Source organism: Streptomyces sp. NBC_00236 (genome assembly GCF_036195045.1).
Classification (GTDB): domain Bacteria; phylum Actinomycetota; class Actinomycetes; order Streptomycetales; family Streptomycetaceae; genus Streptomyces.
The window spans coordinates 5,860,939-5,878,048 of record NZ_CP108100.1; the positions used below are offsets into that span (position 1 = coordinate 5,860,939).

General features: G+C 71.9%; 15 protein-coding genes. 6 read left to right on the forward strand and 9 right to left on the reverse strand.

Annotated elements, in window-relative coordinates:
* The first annotated feature begins 6 nt into the window (after positions 1-6).
* Positions 7-399, forward strand: a complete 393-nt coding sequence (locus OG446_RS26580) for an SCO5389 family protein (RefSeq protein WP_148020754.1) — start codon at positions 7-9, stop codon at positions 397-399.
* Positions 400-489: 90 nt separating this feature from the next.
* Here OG446_RS26580 and OG446_RS26585 read toward each other — a convergent pair whose 3' ends face one another.
* The gene (locus tag OG446_RS26585; RefSeq protein ID WP_148020755.1) at positions 490-1,533 is read right to left on the reverse strand and encodes an LLM class flavin-dependent oxidoreductase; all 1,044 of its coding nucleotides are present in this window, start codon (positions 1,531-1,533) and stop codon (positions 490-492) included.
* A 199-nt stretch (positions 1,534-1,732) separates the two neighbouring features.
* On the opposite strand from OG446_RS26585, the gene OG446_RS26590 reads away from it, so the two are divergent.
* Entirely contained in the window at positions 1,733-2,062 is a 330-nt protein-coding gene (locus tag OG446_RS26590; RefSeq protein WP_328896385.1) for an ATP/GTP-binding protein, read from the forward strand.
* Positions 2,063-2,078: 16 nt separating this feature from the next.
* Here the strand turns inward: OG446_RS26590 and OG446_RS26595 are convergent, their stop codons facing one another.
* From OG446_RS26595 to mce, 7 genes are all read right to left on the reverse strand, one after another.
* A complete protein-coding gene (locus OG446_RS26595) occupies positions 2,079-2,978 on the reverse strand; it encodes an ABC transporter permease (protein ID WP_328896386.1) in 900 nt (299 codons plus the stop codon).
* Complete coding sequence (locus tag OG446_RS26600; protein ID WP_328896387.1) at positions 2,975-4,171, reverse strand: ATP-binding cassette domain-containing protein; 1,197 nt, start codon at positions 4,169-4,171, stop codon at positions 2,975-2,977. Before OG446_RS26600 ends, OG446_RS26595 begins: the two co-directional genes overlap by 4 nt.
* A 158-nt stretch (positions 4,172-4,329) precedes the next feature.
* Complete coding sequence (locus tag OG446_RS26605) at positions 4,330-5,109, reverse strand: ABC transporter permease subunit (RefSeq protein ID WP_328896388.1); 780 nt, start codon at positions 5,107-5,109, stop codon at positions 4,330-4,332.
* 5 nt (positions 5,110-5,114) lie between these two features.
* The gene (locus OG446_RS26610; protein WP_328896389.1) at positions 5,115-6,131 is read right to left on the reverse strand and encodes an ABC transporter ATP-binding protein; all 1,017 of its coding nucleotides are present in this window, start codon (positions 6,129-6,131) and stop codon (positions 5,115-5,117) included.
* Between the two features lie 81 nt (positions 6,132-6,212).
* Positions 6,213-7,151, reverse strand: a complete 939-nt coding sequence (locus OG446_RS26615) for a cellulose-binding protein (RefSeq protein WP_326657919.1) — start codon at positions 7,149-7,151, stop codon at positions 6,213-6,215.
* Positions 7,152-7,336: 185 nt separating this feature from the next.
* Positions 7,337-11,200, reverse strand: coding sequence for a polarized growth protein Scy (scy, locus tag OG446_RS26620; protein WP_328896390.1), 3,864 nt, complete (start codon positions 11,198-11,200; stop codon positions 7,337-7,339).
* Positions 11,201-11,399: 199 nt separating this feature from the next.
* Positions 11,400-11,828 carry a methylmalonyl-CoA epimerase gene (mce, locus tag OG446_RS26625; RefSeq protein ID WP_136328730.1) on the reverse strand — a complete coding sequence of 143 codons (429 nt, stop codon included), beginning with the start codon at positions 11,826-11,828 and terminating at the stop codon, positions 11,400-11,402.
* A gap of 135 nt (positions 11,829-11,963) precedes the next feature.
* Between mce and OG446_RS26630 the strand changes: the two genes are divergently transcribed.
* Positions 11,964-13,166, forward strand: a complete 1,203-nt coding sequence (locus tag OG446_RS26630) for an acetyl-CoA C-acetyltransferase (protein ID WP_328896391.1) — start codon at positions 11,964-11,966, stop codon at positions 13,164-13,166.
* A 28-nt stretch (positions 13,167-13,194) separates the two neighbouring features.
* Positions 13,195-14,157 carry a methylmalonyl Co-A mutase-associated GTPase MeaB gene (gene meaB / locus OG446_RS26635; protein WP_328896392.1) on the forward strand — a complete coding sequence of 321 codons (963 nt, stop codon included), beginning with the start codon at positions 13,195-13,197 and terminating at the stop codon, positions 14,155-14,157.
* A gap of 113 nt (positions 14,158-14,270) precedes the next feature.
* Here meaB and OG446_RS26640 read toward each other — a convergent pair whose 3' ends face one another.
* A complete protein-coding gene (locus OG446_RS26640; RefSeq protein ID WP_328896393.1) occupies positions 14,271-14,846 on the reverse strand; it encodes a PepSY domain-containing protein in 576 nt (191 codons plus the stop codon).
* A 120-nt stretch (positions 14,847-14,966) separates the two neighbouring features.
* Between OG446_RS26640 and OG446_RS26645 the strand changes: the two genes are divergently transcribed.
* The gene (locus tag OG446_RS26645; RefSeq protein ID WP_328896394.1) at positions 14,967-15,626 is read left to right on the forward strand and encodes a response regulator transcription factor; all 660 of its coding nucleotides are present in this window, start codon (positions 14,967-14,969) and stop codon (positions 15,624-15,626) included.
* Positions 15,623-17,077, forward strand: coding sequence for a sensor histidine kinase (locus OG446_RS26650; protein ID WP_328896395.1), 1,455 nt, complete (start codon positions 15,623-15,625; stop codon positions 17,075-17,077). The genes OG446_RS26645 and OG446_RS26650 overlap by 4 nt, the downstream gene beginning before the upstream one ends.
* Positions 17,078-17,110 lie beyond the last annotated feature (33 nt).

Genomic DNA, 17,110 nt, shown 5'->3' on the forward strand with positions numbered 1-17,110 from the left:
GAACCCATGTCGCTCGACGTCTCACCGGCGCTGTTGGAACAGGCCGAGCGAGGCGAGGTCGACGAAGCCGACTTCGTCGACTGCGTCCGGACCTCCCTGCCCTACGCATGGGAGATGATCAGCTCGTTGGTGGCTCAGCTGAAGGTCGACGGTGGGCAGTTCGCCGACAACCAGACGCCGCCGCCCAACGAGCAGGCACGTGGTCAGCTGCTGCGTGCGCTCGCGAGTGATGCGATACGCGGTGCGCTGCAGCGGCACTTCGGGGTGCGCCTGGCATTCCAGAACTGCCACCGCGTCGCGGTGTTCCCGCTGGACGCCTCGGTCGACGACCGACTGGCCAAGTTCACCTCGGTGAGGGGTCAGTTGCTCAACCAGTCGCCCGAACTACGGGACTGCTGAACGCTTCTGCTGCCGCCCCGGGCCGCGGGAGGTGCAACTGGTCCGGGGCGGCAGCTCCCGTACGTACACCGTGAGACCCCTGGGTGTGGGTCATTCGAGGAGTGGCAGTACCTCGGTGCCCAGCCGCGCTACGTTCTCCTCCGTGGCCACGAGATCTCCGGACCCCTCCACCAGGAGCGCGAAGCGGGTGATGCCCGTGCGCTCCGCCGTGGCCGCGAGGCGGTCGGCCGCGAGCCGGGGCGGGCCCACCGGATGAAGCCCGCACAGCAGCTCCGTGTAGCCGACCGGGTCGCGCATCACCCGGTGCCGGCCGTCCACCGTCACATGGGCGTCCAGCCCTTGCCGCAGCCAGCCGGGCATCGCCTTCACGAGCGTCTCCCGGGCGTCGTCGGCGCGGTCCGCGATCTGGGCCACGCCCGCGGACACGTGCCCCGCCTGCCGTACGCTCTCCGGCGAACGGCCCGCGGCGAGCGCGCAGGAGCGCCAGAGGGCGACCATCTCGGCCTTCTCCTCATCGCCGCAGTGCATCCCGAGCAGCATCGGCAGGCCGTTCTCGGCGGCGAGTCTCACGCTCTTGGGCGAGGTGCACGCGACGATCACCTCCGGGCCCCCGGGGCTCTCCCCGCTCTCCGCGTCGAGCAGCTCGTCGGCCCGGGGGACCACTGCCACCTCGCGGAAGCCGTAGCGCTCCCCGCGTCCTGCCACCCGAGCCTCGCGAAGCCAGTCGAGCAGCAGGCCCAGGGACTCGGGAAAGCCGTTCTCGTAGGCCTCCAGACCGCCGCCGAACACCTCCAGGTCGATCCACGGCCCGCCCCGGCCCACGCCGAGGGTGAACCGGCCGCCACTGGTGAGGTGCAGCAGCGCCGCCTGCTCGCCGAGCGCGACCGGATGCTGGGTCGGCAGCACGCTCACCGCCGTACCGACGCGGATTCTGCGCGTGCGGCCGAGCAGCAGCGCGGCCAGTGTCACGGCGGACGGGCACACCCCGTACGGCACGAAATGATGTTCGGCCAGCCAGACCGAGTCGAGGCCGGACTCCTCCGCGACCTCGGCGGACCGGATCGCGCGGTGCAGCGCTTCCCCCGGCCCCTGCCCCGGAAACTGGGCTGCCAGTACGAACGTTCCCACACGCATCGCCAGATACCTCCTTGCGGCCGACGCGGCTCTCCCCTACTGGCAACAACGTCTGACACGTGCCAAAGGCACGGTCCAACGGGAAGTTGTTGCGATTTTCCGGTAACCCGTCCCGTCCCGGGCGGTGCGAGACGTATGCCCCCGCCGAATGGCCCTACGCTGGACGGGAACTGCCCAGCCCTGCCCCGTGAGGTGTCACGTGTCCCCGCGCCGCAACCGCCCCCGAGGCGGCGAGAGTCCCACCGACAGCGCGAGCGTGGAGGGGGACCGGTACGGCGGCGGAGGGCGCTCGGAGGAGTGGCAGGGGGAGGAGTGGTCGGTCCGCCCGGTGAGCGGTGCGAGCGCGGCGGGCAAGCGCTACCGGTGCCCCGGCTGCGACCAGGAGATCCCCTCGGGCATCCCGCACCTGGTGGCCTGGTCCGAGTACGGCGGGATCGACGACCGCAGACACTGGCACAAGGCGTGCTGGAACGCGAAGGACCGCCGCACCACGCGGGTGCAGCGGTCCAGGAACGCGCCTCGGTACTGACAACCGGCCGCCGGCGTCAGACGTCGCGGTTGTTCATCGCCAGGTAGGCGCCGCCCAGGGCCACGGCGGTCACACCGAGCATGAGCCACAGGGGCTCCCAGCCGGACGGCCCGGACGTCGCGACCGAGTTGTCGTAGAAGATGCTGAGCTGGTTGGGGATCGAGTACTCCAGGAGCCACTCACGGATCGACGTGAGGGAGTCGGCGAGCATGAAGATCGCCAGCACGAGCGGCAGCAGCACCAGGCCGATCATGATCGTGATCGCCCCGGCCGAGTGCCGGATCAGCGCGCCGACCGCCAGCGAGAGCAGCCCCAGCGTCGCCATGTAGAGACCGACGCCGACGGTCGCGCTCAGCCATTCCTTCCCGCTGGGCGCCGCCGCGTCCAGCATGGCTGTCTGGATCAGGGCGACGATCGTCGTCATCACGGTCGTCAGCACGAAGGTGAGCAGGAAGAAGACGATCGCCTTCGCGCTGAGCACCCGGGCGCGGCTCGGGCAGGCCGTCAGCGTCGTACGGATCATGCCGGTGCCGTACTCCGACGCGATGGTCATGACGCCGAGCGTGATCACGCAGATCGACCCCAGGAGCACGCCGAAGAAGCCGAGGCTGAGCACCGGGGTGGAGCCCATGTCGGACTCGGAGTCGGAGAAGCTGACGGCGATCGCCGAGAGCACCCCGATGCCGAACAGCAGCACGATCATGATGCCGAGCGTCCACATCGTGGAGCGTACGGACCGGATCTTGGTCCATTCCGAAGCGACCGCGTCACCGAGGGTGGCCGGGCGCACCGGGATCGGGGAGGTGTAGAAGCCGGCCTGCGGGCCCTGGCCGTGCTGCTGGGGGGCGAAGGGCTGCTGGTACGCCTGCTGCTGATACGGGGCCTGCGGCGTCGGCGGCGTGGGCGGCGTCGTCATCGGGAGTCCTCGCTGAGGTCGCTCTTGGTCAGGTCTGCGGAGGGCCCCGCGGGCGCTGCCTGGGCGGGAGGGGCGGCAGGGGACGCAGGAGCGGCCGGAGCGGCCGCCGGGGCCGCGGGGGCCGGGGCGCTCCCGTACGGGTTCTGGCCGGGCGGCGGCGGGGCGTACCAACCCTGCTGCGGCACCTCGGGGGCGCTCTGCGGCGGCGGGGCGTACGCCTGCTGCGGGCCGTAGCCGGCGGGCGGCGGCGGTGCCTGGAGGTGGGCCACCTGGTCGGCCGTCGAGCGGTAGTCCACGGCGCCCTGCGTCATCCGCATGTACGCCTCCTCCAGCGAGGCCTGGTGCGGCGAGAGCTCCCACAGCCGGACGTCCGCCCGATGGGCCAGATCGCTGATCCGCGGCAGCCGGAGCCCGGTGATCCGCAGGGCGCCGTCCGGCTCCGACATGACCTGGCCGCCCGCCTCGGTGAGCGTGGCGGTGAGCTTCTCGCGCTGCTCGGGCCCGTCGTCCGGGACCCGGACCCGGGCGAAGTCGGCCGAGTTGGTCGAAATGAAGTCCGTGATGCTCATGTCGGCCATGAGCTGACCGCGGCCGATCACGATCAGATGGTCGGCGGTGAGGGCCATCTCGCTCATCAGATGGCTGGAGACGAAGACCGTGCGGCCCTCGGACGCCAGCATCTTCATCAGGTTCCGGACCCAGAGGATGCCCTCCGGGTCGAGACCGTTGACCGGCTCGTCGAAGAGCAGCACCTGCGGGTCGCCCAGCAGCGCCGCCGCGATGCCCAGGCGCTGCCCCATGCCCAGCGAGAAGCCCTTGGACCGCTTCGACGCCACCTGCTGGAGGCCGACCACACCCAGCACCTCGTCGACCCGGGCGGCCGGGATGCCGGCGAGCTGGGCGAGCGAGAGCAGGTGGCTGCGGGCGCTGCGCCCGCCGTGCACGGCCTTGGCGTCGAGCAGGGCGCCCACCTGACGCGGGGCGTTCGGCAGATCGCGGAAATCGTGGCCGCCGATGGTCGCCCGGCCCTCCGTCGGCCGGTCCAGGCCGAGAATCATCCGCATCGTGGTCGACTTCCCCGACCCGTTGGGGCCGAGGAACCCGGTGACGGCGCCGGGCCGCACCTGGAAGGAAAGGTTGTACACGGCCGTCTTCGCGCCATAGCGCTTGGTCAGGCCGACTGCCTCGATCATGCTCCAGCCCATCGACTTATCTGTCGTCGGGGCACAGGCCGTCGGCCGTACGCCCCCCGTATGAGTGAGGAGGATATCCAGGCCCTGACGGTTCCGGCCAAGTCGAAACCGGGGCGAGTCGCTGCCGGGTGCCGTGGACCGGGGCCCACGGCACCGGGTCAGGCGTCGCGCTTCTTCAGTACGAGGAAGCCGCCGATCACCGCGGCCGCCACCCACGCCACCATGATCAGCAGCCCGGCCCACGGCCCGTACGGTGCCGGATCGCTGTTCATCGCGTCGGGCACCACCTGCATGATCTTGGAACCGGCCTGGTCGGGGAAGTACTGGGCGACGCTCTTGGCGCCCGGGACGGCCGACAGGATCTGCGAGACAAGGAAGAAGAACGGCATCAGGATGCCGAGCGACAGCATGGAACTGCGCAGCATCGCCGCCACGCCCATCGAGAAGATCGCGATCAGGCCCATGTAGAGACCGGCACCGAAGACCGCCCGCAGCACGTTGTCCTCGCCGATGCCGATGCTGTGGTCACCGAGCAGTGCCTGGCCGAGGAAGAACGAGACGAAGCTGGTCACCATCCCGACCACCAGGGCCAGCACACCGGCGACCAGCATCTTGCTGAAGAGGAAGGTGGCACGCTGCGGCACGGCCGCGAGCGAGGTGCGGATCATGCCGGAGCTGTACTCCGTACCGACCACCAGGACACCGAAGACGACCATCGCCAGCTGGCCGAGGATCATCCCGGAGAAGCTGATGAACGTGGGGTCGAACGTGGCCCGCTCGGCGTCGGAGAGGTCGTCGAACTGGGAGTTCATCACCGCGCAGAGCGCGGCGCTCATCGCGACGGTGACGGCGAACGCGCAGATCAGCGTCCAGGTCGTCGAGGAAACCGTACGGATCTTGGTCCATTCGGAGGTCAGGACCGCGGGTACCGATGCCATCGCCGTCACACCCCCGTTCCGGTGCCGGAACCGCCGGGCGCCCCCGGGGCGGAGCCGGGCGGCTGGTTCCACTGATCGCCCCAGTGCGGCCCCACCGGCGGTGGCGCGGCCCCGCGCTCCGAATGCGCGTGGTACTCCACCGAGTCCGCCGTCATCTGCATGAACGCCTCCTCCAGAGAGGCCCGCTGGGAGCTCAGCTCGTGCAGCACGATCGTGTGCCGGGCCGCGAGCTCGCCCAGCGCCTCGGTGGTGGCCCCGTCGACCTCCAGCGTGCCGTTGCCCGACTCGACCGCGACGATTCCCTCCGCGTGCAGGACGTCCCGCAGCCGCTCCTGCTGCGGGGAGCGCAGCCGCACATAACTACGGGAGTTCTCATGAATGAAGTCGGCCATCGAGGTGTCGGCGAGCAGCCGGCCCTGACCGATCACGATCAGATGGTCCGCGGTCAGTGCCATTTCGCTCATCAGATGGGAGGAGACGAAGATCGTCCGGCCTTCCGCGGCGAGCGCCTTCATCAGATTGCGGATCCAGTGAATTCCCTCGGGGTCCAGACCATTGACGGGCTCGTCGAACATCAGGATCTCGGGATCACCGAGCAGCGCCGACGCGATTCCCAGCCGCTGGCCCATACCGAGGGAGAACCCTTTGGACTTCTTCTTCGCCACCGCGGTCAGGCCGACGGTGTCCAGGACCTCCGCCACCCGGCTCTCCGGGATCCGGTTGCTCTGGGCGAGACAGAGAAGGTTGTTGTACGCGCTGCGGCCGCCGTGCATCGATTTGGCGTCCAGGAGCGCGCCGATGTACTTCAGCGGCTCCGACAGATCGCGGTAGTGCTTGCCGTCGATGCGCACCGATCCGCTGGTGGGGTTGTCGAGATCGAGCATCATCCGCATCGTGGTGGACTTGCCCGCCCCGTTGGGTCCCAGAAAACCCGTCACCATCCCCGGTTTGATCCGGCACGACAACTGGTCGACGGCAACCTTGTTGCCGAAGCGCTTGGTGAGGCCATCAAGCTCGATCATGCGTTCACGCTAGAACGGCCGCGCGCCCGGCGCCACCACAAAGGCGGAACCGGGCGCGCAAGGGCTGGACCGAGCAGGTGATCAGCGGGTCTGCTGCGCCGGGACGCCGCGGGTGGCGGGCTCCTCGTCGGCGGGCGAGCCGGCGGCGGCCACCGCGGCACCCGTCAGCGTCGCCAGCATCTCGCGGACGTTGGTCAGCTGCGCGTTGATCGAGTCGCGGCGGTTGGTGAGCGCCGCCAGCTCGCGCTCCGACTCGCTGCGGATCCGGTCGGCCTTCGCGTTGGCGTCGGCCACGATGTCCTCGGCCTGGCGCTGAGCGGTCTCCACCGTCTGACGGGCGCGGCGCTCGGCGTCCGTGCGGAGCTTCTCGGCCTCCAGACGGAGCTGCTCGGCGCGGTGCTCGATCTCGGCCAGACGCTTCTCGGCCTTGGCCTGACGGGACGCGAGGTCGCGCTCCGACTGGTCGCGGCGCTTGGCCAGGTTGGTCTCGAAGTCCGCGGCGGCCTGGGCGGCCTTGGCGCGGGTCTCCTCGAAGAGGGCGTCGGCCTCCTCGCGCTTCTGGGCCGCGTCCTTCTGCGCGTCCGAGCGCAGCGTGGTGGCCTCACCCTGGGCCTTCTCGACGATGCGGACGCCGTCGTCCTCGGCCTTGGCCTTGCGCTCGGCGGCGAAGGTCTCGGCGTCGTTGCGCACCTGCTGGGCGGCGGACTCGGCGAGCTCACGGTGCTGCTCGGCGGCGCGACGGGCCTCCTCACGCAGGTCCTTGGCCTCCTCCTCGGCAAGGCGGAGAATCTTCTCCACACGCGCGCCGAGACCCGCGTACGACGGCTCGGCGTCGTTCACCTGGGCCTGGGCGTTCTGCGTTTCGAGGTGGAGCTCCTCGATGCGCTTTTCCAGAGACGTGATGCGGGCGAGAGCACTATCACGGTCGGCGACGAGCTTGGTAATGCGGTCATCCACCTGACCGCGGTCGTAACCACGCCGCACGAGCTCGAAGCCGAAGGGGGAGGAAGGGTCACTCATGGGGTTCCTGTCGAAGTGAGACCGGTGAGGTGATAGAGGGAATCCTAGGGGCCAGAACGGCGTGTCACCGAGCAGATGCCCTTTTGATCTGGAGAATGACACCCCTTTTGAGTGGCTGACCCCCGTAACCCTTGCCACTCGGGGGGCTGAACGTTCTTGCCGAACCACGGAAGAGCACCGGGTGGCTACCCATCCGACTGCTTGCCACCCGCACGCGTGCCCGCCGCCGCCGTGGCCTTGACGCCGCCCGGCGGACCGGCGCCCGCGCCCTTACCGCCCGCCCCGGGGGTCTCGAAAGACTCCAACGCCTCCAAGACGTCCTGGACACGGGAGATCTCCGTGTTGATGTCCGCACGCCGGCGCACCAGGACATCGAGCTCGCGCCGGCCCTCGTCCACCGTCCGCTTGGCCTCGGCCTCGGCGTCGGCCCGCAGCTTCTCGGCCTCGCGCACCAGGCTGGCCTTCTTCTGCTCGGCCTCCTTGAGCAGCGACTCGGCCCGCTTCACGGCGGCGATCCGGACCTTGCTCGCCTCGGAGTTGGCGTCGGACAGCAGTTCCTTGGCCTTCGCGGCTGCTTCCTCGCGCTGCTCGGTCGCGGCCTTCATCAGGTTGTCGACGCGCTCGCCGACCGTCTTGACCTGCTCGGCCGTCTCCCGACGCGCACGGTCGTGGAGCTCCTGGACCTCGGCCTCCGCCCGGTTCCTGAGCTCCTCGGCCCGCTCCCGGATCTGCGTGGCGTCCCGCCGCGCGCCGACCAGCAGCTCGTCCGCGTCCGTCCGGGCCCGCTCCACCAGGGAGTTGCCCTCGACCGTCGCCTCGGAGGTGATCCGTACGGCCTCCTTGCGGGCCACCCCGACCATCGTGTCGGCCTGCTCCTCGGCCTCGGTGGCAGCGCGCAGCGCCTCCTCCTGGGCCTTGTTGATCAGCTGGTCCGCCTGCTCGGCCGCGTCCGCACGCCGCTTCGAGGCCGATTCGCGCGCCTCGTCCAGCAGCCGGTCCGCCTCCTGCCGCGCCTCCGCACGCATCTGCTCGGCCGCCGCCTCGGCTTCGCCCCGCAGCCGCTCCGACTCCTCGCGGGTACGGGCCGCGTGCTCCTGCGCGGAACCGACGGTCGCCGCCGCCTCCGCCCGCATCCGCTCCGCCTCGCCCGCCGCCTCGTCACCGAGCCGGGCCGCCTGCTGCGTCGCCTCGGCGCGGAGCCGCTCGGCCTCGGCCGTGGCGCCGGAGACCAGGCTGTCGGCCTGCTGCGTCGACTCCGCACGAAGCCGCTCGGCCTCGGCCGTGGCCTCGGAGACCAGGCTGTCGGCCTGCTCCGCGGCCTGGGACCGCATCCGGTTGGCGTCCTCGCGGGCCTCGGCCCGGCTGCGCGCCGCGTCCTGCTCGGCCGAGGCCAGGGCGTCGGACGCCTCGGTACGCATCCGCTGGCTGTACTCCGCGGCGTCGGCCCGCAGCTTCTCCGACTCCGTGATCGCCTCGGACACGGTCCGCTCGGCCATCGCCTTCGCGGCGTCGGTCTCCTCCTGCGCCACCCGGCGCACCCGGGCCGCGTCCTCACCGGCCCGCTCCCGCTCCGCGTACGCGTCGGAACGGACCCGGTCCGCCTCCTCCTGCGCCTCGGACTTCGTCCGCTCCGCGACGTGCTCGGCGGCGGAGCGCAGCCCGGCGATCTCCGCCTCGGCCTGCTCCTGGAGCCCGTTGACCGAATCCCGTACCTGCTGGGCGGTCTGCTCGGCCGCGGCGACCATCTCGGTCGCCCGCGCGTCCGCCTCCTCGACCAGGCGCTGGGCCTCGGCCTGCGCCTCCTCGACCCGCTTGCGGGCCGAAGCCAGAAGCTCCTCGCTCTGCTCGCGGGCCCGCTCGCGCTCCTGGTTGGCCTCGGTCCGTGCCGCGTCGAGGGTCTCCTCGGCCTCGCGGCGGCGCCGGTTCGCCTCCTCCTGGGCGGCGGCCAGCGCCTCGGCGGCCTCCGTGCCCACACGCTCGGCGGCGGCCGCGGCCTCGGACCGCACCCGGTCGGCACTCTCCTGCGCCTCTGTCTTCAGCCGCTCGGCCTCGGCGGCCGCCTCGCCGCGCAGCCGTACGGCGACCGACTCGCCCTCCGCACGGGACTGCGCGGCATCGGCCGCCGCCTCGTCGCGCAGCCGCTGCGCCTCGGTCTCGGACTGCTCCTGCAGCGTGCGCAGCCGCTCGGCGGCCTCCGCGCGCAGCCGCTCGGACTCCTCGTTCGTCTCGCGCCGGATCCGCTCCGCGTCGGCACGCGCCTCGCTCAGCGTCTGCTCGGCGGTGGTGACCCGGGTCTCGGCCTCGCTGTGCAGCCGGGTCAGCTCGTCGGCCGCCTCCGCCTGACGGGCCGCGACCGCGCGCTCGGTCTCCCCGCGCAGCTCGGCCGCCGCCTGCTCGGCCGCGGCCGTCGTCGACTCCGCCTGCTCCTCGGCCTCGGTGCGCAGCTGCTCGGCCTCGGCGCGGGCCCGTTCCAGGGCCTCCTCCGCCTGCTTGCGCAGCGCCGCCGCCCGCTCGGTGGCCTCGGTGCGGACCCGCTCGCTCTCGGCGCCCGCGGCGCCGCGCAGCTCCTCCGCGTCCGCCTTCGCCTTGGCCAGCAGCTCCTCGGCGGTCTTCGCGCCCTCCTCGATCTGCTGGAGCGCCTCGCGACGGGCCTCGCCACGGATCCGCTCGCCCTCGGCGACCGCTTCGGCACGCAGCTGCTCGGCCTCGCCGCGCAGCCGGCGCGCCTCCTCCTGGAGCTCGACCGTCTTGGCCCGGTACTCCTTGGTGTCGTCCTTGGCCGCGCCCTTGAGCTGGTCGGCCTGCTCGGCGGCCTCGCCGCGCAGCCGGTCCGCCTCGGCCTCCGCCTCACGGCGGATCCGGTCGGCCTCCTCGCTCGCCGCCCTGGTGGTCGACTTCGCGTCGTCGGACGCCTTGGTCAGCACCTCCTCGGCGGCACGGGCCGCCTTGGCGAGCTGGGCCGCGGCGTCCTCGGCCGCGGCGGTGCGCGCGGCGTCTGCCGCCTCGGAACGGAGCCGGTCCGCCTCGGCCCGGGCATCGGCGAGCGCCTGCTCGGCCTCCGCCTTGAGGGACTCGGCGTCCTTGGTGGCCTCGCCGACCAGCCGGGCGATCTCCGACTTGGCGGTACGGGTGCGCTGCTCGTTCTGCGACTCGGCGCCGGCCAGCCGCTTGACCGCGGCCTCCTTCGCCTCGGACAGCACCTTCTCGGCCTCGACACGCGCCTCGCGCAGCTGCGTCTCGGCCTCCTGCATGCGCTGCTCGGCGGCCCGGTTCAGCTCGGTGGTCTGCTGCCGCGTCTGCTCGGTCTCCGCCGTCGTCGACGTACGCAGCTGCTCGGCGTGGGCGGTGGCCTCCTGCGCCTGGCTGGAGGCGGCGCCCAGCAGCCGCTCGGCGTCCTTGCGGGCGCGCAGCAGGATCGACTCGGCCTCGGAACGGGCGGACTCGGCCTCGGAGCCCAGACGCTGACGCGTCTCGTCGGCCAGCCGGGCGGCCTCGGCACGGGCGGCGCCCAGCGCCTGCTCGGCCTCGGCACGCGACTCCTCCAGCAGCCGGCGGGCCTGGGCCTCGGTCCGGGCGCGCAACTGCTCGGCCCAGGCCACGTTCTCGTTGACATGGGACTCGACGGTCTGGCGGCGCTCCGCCAGCTCCTGGTCGAGCTGCTGGCGGCGCTGCACGGCCTCGTTGTGCAGTTCGGCCTGGAGCCGGGCCTGGTGCTCGGCGTGCTCCTGAAGGATCCGCTGCGTCTGCGCACGGGCGTCGCGCAGCTCGCGCTCGGCGTCGTTGCGCAGCTGGTCGGCCTGGATCTGGGCATTACGGAGCAACTGCTCCGCCTGGTAACCGATGTCCGCGCTGTCGTAGGCGGGACGGGTCGCCAGACTGCGTCGGGCCTCGTGCAGCTTGGCACGCAAGACCTCGACCTGGTAACCGAGGTCCTCGGCGTGCTGGACGGCCTTCTCCCGGTCGGTCTTCAGCCGGTCCATCTCGGCTTCGAACCGCGAGAGATGGTCGTCTTCAGCTCGGTGGCTCTCCTGGCGTTCGTAGCCCCGCACTGCGCGGTCCCATCCGTCCCCTGGTCGCAAACTCCAAACGAGTACCGTTCGCCGGCGAACGGTCCCCCGGGGAATGGTGACAGATCAACGGCTGGGGACGCGGCGCGGCCCCGACCCGGCCCCGGCCCGGAACAGCCCACTCTACCGGGCCGGGTATCCCTGAGAAGCTGTTGTCCGGCTCCCGCCCGATCGGCCGGGGTCAGTGCTCCGTCCGGGACGTGACCAGTTCGGTCAGCACACCGTGGCAGTCCTTGGGGTGCAGGAAGGTGATCCGGGACCCCATCGAACCCGTCCTGGGCTCGTCGTACAGCACCCTGACCCCCTTCTCCCGGATGTCCGCGGCGTCCGCGTCCACGTCCGCCGTGCCGAAGGCGATGTGGTGCACGCCCTCGCCATTCTTGGCCAGCCATTTGCCCACGGCGGAGTCCTCGCGGGTCGGTTCCAGCAGCTGGAGGTACGAGGCGCCGCCGTCGGACGTCTCGTTGATCTTGAGCATGGCCTCCCTCACGCCCTGCTCCTCGTTGATCTCGGAGTGGAACACCTCGAACCCGTAGGTCGAGCGGTAGAACTCGACGGTCTTGTCGAGGTCGAAACAGGCGATCCCGATGTGGTCGATTCGCGTCAGCATGGAACCAGTGCAGCGCCCGGCGGATGGTTACGCAACGTGCGCGCGATCACACCCGTTGCCGGATGACGGGCGGGGTACCGCTCAGTACATTCATGTAAACCCTCGTTCACAATCGATCCCAAGGGGCTGCGCCTCATGTCAGGAACGACCGGAACCACCTCAGTGATCGTCGCGGGCGCCCGTACGCCCATGGGCCGCCTCCTCGGCTCCCTCAAGAGCTTCTCCGGAGCCGACCTCGGCGGCTTCGCCATCAAGGCGGCGCTGGACCGGGCCGGCATCGGCGGCGACCAGGTCGAGTACGTGATCATGGGCCAGGTGCTGCAGGCCGGGGCAGGGCAGATCCCGGCACGCCAGGCGGCGGTCAAGGCCGGCATTCCGATGAACGTCCCGGCGCTCACCGTCAACAAGGTGTGCCTCTCCGGCCTCGACGCCATCGCCCTGGCCGACCAGCTGATCCGCGCCGGTGAGTTCGACGTGGTCGTGGCCGGCGGCCAGGAGTCCATGACGAACGCCCCGCACCTCCTCCCGAAGTCCCGCGAGGGCCACAAGTACGGTGCCATCGAGATGCTCGACTCGATGGCCTACGACGGCCTGACCGACGCCTACGAGAACATTCCGATGGGCGAGTCCACCGAGAAGCACAACACCCGTCTCGGCCTGACGCGTGCGGCCCAGGACGAGATCGGCGCCCTGTCCCACCAGCGCGCCGCCGCGGCGCAGAAGAACGGTCTCTTCGAGGCCGAGATCACCCCGGTCGAGATCCCGCAGCGCAAGGGCGACCCGGTCCTCTTCTCCAAGGACGAGGGCATCCGCGCCGAGACGACCGTCGAGTCCCTCGGTAAGCTGCGTCCCGCCTTCGCGAAGGACGGCACGATCACGGCCGGCACCTCCTCGCAGATCTCCGACGGTGCCGCCGCCGTCGTCGTCATGAGCAAGGCCAAGGCCGAGGCGCTGGGCCTCGACTGGATCGCCGAGATCGGCGCCCACGGCAACGTGGCCGGTCCGGACAACTCGCTCCAGTCGCAGCCGTCCAACGCCATCCGCCACGCCCTCAAGAAGGAGGGCATCGGCGTCGAGGACCTCGACCTGATCGAGATCAACGAGGCGTTCGCGGCCGTCGCCGTCCAGTCCATGAAGGACCTCGGCGTCACCTCGGACAAGGTCAACGTCAACGGCGGCGCCATCGCGCTCGGCCACCCCATCGGGATGTCCGGCGCCCGTGTGGTGCTGCACCTGGCGCTGGAGCTCAAGCGACGAGGCGGCGGCACCGGTGCGGCGGCGCTGTGCGGCGGCGGCGGCCAGGGCGACGCGTTGATCATCCGCGTACCGGGCAAGTAGTCGGTACGAGCGAGCGAGGAGGCCGAGCGTGAAGGTGGACGTCCCCACCCTGGTCGAGCAGGCCCGTGAGGGCAGGCCACGGGCCGTGGCCCGGCTCATCTCCCTGGTGGAGGGGGCGTCGCCGCAACTGCGCGAGGTGATGGCGGCGCTGGCACCCCTGGCAGGGAACGCCTGCGTCGTCGGCCTGACCGGATCCCCGGGTGTCGGCAAGTCGACATCGACATCGGCGCTCGTCTCCGCCTACCGGCGGCAGGGCAAGCGGGTCGCCGTGCTCGCCGTCGACCCGTCGTCCCCGTTCTCCGGCGGCGCGCTCCTCGGGGACCGGATCCGGATGGCGGACCACGCCTCGGACCCGGGCGTCTACATCCGTTCCATGGCCACGCGCGGTCACCTGGGCGGTCTCGCCTGGTCGGCCCCGCAGGCCATCCGGGTGCTGGACGCGGCGGGCTTCGACATGATCCTGGTGGAGACGGTCGGCGTCGGCCAGTCGGAGGTGGAGATCGCCTCCCAGGCCGACACCTCCGTCGTCCTCCTCGCCCCGGGCATGGGCGACGGCATCCAGGCGGCGAAGGCCGGGATCCTGGAGATCGGCGACGTGTACGTGGTGAACAAGGCCGACCGGGACGGCGCCGACGCCACGGCCCGCGAGCTCAACCACATGCTGGGTCTCGGGGAGTCCCGCGGTCCCGGCGACTGGCGCCCGCCGATCGTGAAGACGGTCGCCGCCCGGGGCGAGGGCATCGACGAGGTCGTCGAGGCACTGGAGAAGCACCGGGCGTGGATGGAGGAGCACGGGGTCCTGGCCGAGCGGCGCACCGCCCGGGCCGCCCGCGAGGTCGAGACGATCGCCGTCACCCGGCTCCGCGAGCGCATCGGGGACCTGCACGGCGACCGCCGCCTGGACGCCCTCGCCGCACGCATCGTGGCAGGCCGCCTCGATCCGTACGCGGCGGCGGACGAACTGGTGGCGGGACTCACCGGGGAGGCCTGACCGGACCCGTTCCCGGGTCCCGGTGCGGCGTGCGGCCGCACCGGGACCCGGCGGAACGGCGCCGGCGGACCGGCCCCGGTCGTCGTCGCCCCAATCGTCCCCGGGACGCGGCCTCAGTCGTCGTCGCCCCGGTCGTCCCCGTGGTCGCCGTCGGACCGGTCCACCGTGACCGCACCCGACTTCGCGTCCACGTTCAGCTCGTGCGCCCTGCCGTCCTTGCCCCGGACATCGACCTCCCAGCGCACCGCCTTGCCGCCGTGACCGTCCAGCTCGACCGAGGTCACCGTGCCCGGGGACGCCTTGAGCGCGGCGGCGACCGCCGCGTCGAGCGTGACGGGGGCCGACCGCGGCGCGTGCCGGTCGCGGTCGTCGTTGTCGTCGTCCGTGTGCTTCCCGAGCACCTTGCCGTTGCCCGCGTCCACTGTCACGTCGTGCCAGACCCGGTCGGAGCCGTACACGTCCAGCTCCCAGACCAGGGCGCCGTCCTCGTCGTCGAGCTCCGCCTCGGTCACCGTGCCCGGGACGGCCCGGACGGCGGACGAGGCCGCGTCGCCGGCGGTGACACGGGCGGCGACGCCACTGCCGGCGTCACGGCTGTCGTGGTCGTCCGCGAGGGCCACGGCCGTCGCGGTCCCGCCGCCGACGAGTACGGCCGCGGTGACGGCGGCGATGACGATCTTTCGCTTCATGAGGGTTCCTCCCCGATCGGATGGGTCCGTTGCGATGCGGCCCACACTGCCGGGGCGATGCTGAACGCAGCCTGAAGCCACCTGAAGGCTTCTTCAGCCTCCGTTTGCGACGCTGTGCACATGCGCCTGTTGATCGTGGAGGACGAGAAGCGGCTGGCGATCTCCCTGGCCCGGGGGCTCACCGCCGAAGGGTTCGCCGTGGACGTGGTCCACGACGGCCTGGAAGGGCTGCACCGGGCCTCCGACGGCGCCTACGACCTCGTCGTCCTCGACATCATGCTGCCGGGGATGAACGGCTACCGGGTCTGCGCCGCCCTGCGTGCCGCGGGCCACGAGGTGCCCATCCTCATGCTGACCGCGAAGGACGGGGAGTACGACGAGGCGGAGGGTCTCGACACAGGCGCCGACGACTACCTGACCAAGCCGTTCAGCTACGTGGTGCTGGTCGCCCGGGTCCGGGCGCTGCTGCGCCGCCGGGCGGGGACCACGTCCCCGGTGGTCACGGTCGGCTCCCTGCGCATGGACACCGCGGCCCGCCGGGTCCACCGCGACGAGGAGGAGATCGCCCTCACCGCGAAGGAGTTCGCCGTGCTGGAACAGCTCGTGCTGCGGGCCGGGCAGGTGGTGAGCAAGGCGGAGATCCTTGAGCACGTCTGGGACTTCGCCTACGACGGCGACCCGAACATCGTCGAGGTGTACGTCAGCACCCTGCGCCGCAAGCTCGGCACGGCGTCCATCCGCACGATGCGCGGCGCCGGCTACCGGCTGGAGGCGCTGTGAGGTCCGTACGGGCCAGGGCGGCGCTCGGCGCCACCGTGGTGGTCGCCGTCGCGCTGGCCGTCGCCGGGCTCTCCGTCCTCCTGGTCCTGCGCGCCAACCTCACCGACCAGGCCGGGCTCCAGGCCGAGGTCGCGGCCCGGGAGGTAGCGGGGCAGCTGGCCCTGGGCGTGCCGTACGACCGGCTGGAGACGGGCGACGAGGAGGACCACCCCGTCCAGGTGACCGACGAGGACGGCCGGGTGGTCGCCGTCTCGAAGGACCTGGAGGCGATCTCCGGCACCGGCACGGACCGGATCACGCCCACGCTCCCGTCCTCGCCCTCGCCCTCCGCCTCCGCCAAGGACGGCGAAGAGGACGGCGACGATGACGACGGGACGGACAGCCCCGACCCCGCCCGCGGTGAGGTCTCCACCGACGACCCGGACTTCACCAACGGCACCGCAACGGTCGACGGTGACCGCGCCGACTACCGCTTCGCCTCCGTCGAGGCCACGAACGCGGCCGGGCTGACCCTGACCGTGCACGCGGGCGCCCCGCTCGCCGCCGAGCAGCGGGCCGTCGGCAGTGTGCGCGGCGCGATGCTGACCGGACTGCCCGTCGTGCTCCTCGTCGTCGCCGGTGTGACCTGGCTGGTGACGCGGCGGGCGCTGCGCCCGGTCGAGGGCATCCGGCGCGAGATGGCCGCGATCACCGCGTCCGAGGATCTGAGCAGGCGGGTGCCGGAGCCCGGTTCGCACGACGAGATCGCCCGCCTGGCCCGTACGACGAACGAGACGCTCACCGCCCTGGAGGCCTCCGTCGAGCGGCAGCGGCGCTTCGTCGCCGACGCCTCGCACGAACTGCGCAGCCCGATCGCGTCGCTCCGCACCCAGCTGGAGGTGGGCGCCGCGCACCCGGAACTGCTGGACGTGACGGGCGCGGTCGCCGACACCGTACGGCTCCAGGCGCTGGCCGCCGATCTGCTGCTGCTGGCCCGGCTGGACGCGGGGGAGCGGCCGGGCACGGCCCTGCTGGAGCTCGGCGCGCTGGTGCGCGAGGAGGTCTCGCAGCGCACCGGTGACCGGATCCCGGTGACGGTGTCCGTCGCGGAGGAGACCGGGGGCCTGGAGGTGACCGGTTCCCGTACGCAGCTGGCCCGGGTGGTCGGCAATCTGCTGGACAACGCCGAGCGGCACGCCCGTCATGCGGTGGCGGTCGCCGTGCGCGCGGAGGGCGGTGGTGTGGTCGTCGAGGTCACCGACGACGGGGACGGGGTGCCCGAGGCGGAACGTGAGCGGATCTTCGAACGCTTCGTACGCCTCGACGACGCCCGCACCCGTGACGAGGGCGGGGCGGGACTGGGCCTGGCCCTCGCCCGGGATGTGGCCGTGCGGCACGGGGGCCGGCTGACCGTGACGGATGCGGGGGAGCGGGGCGCCCGGTTCGTGCTGTGGCTGCCGGGCACCCGCTGAACCCCCAGGGCCTGTCGTCGCGGCCGCCCTTCG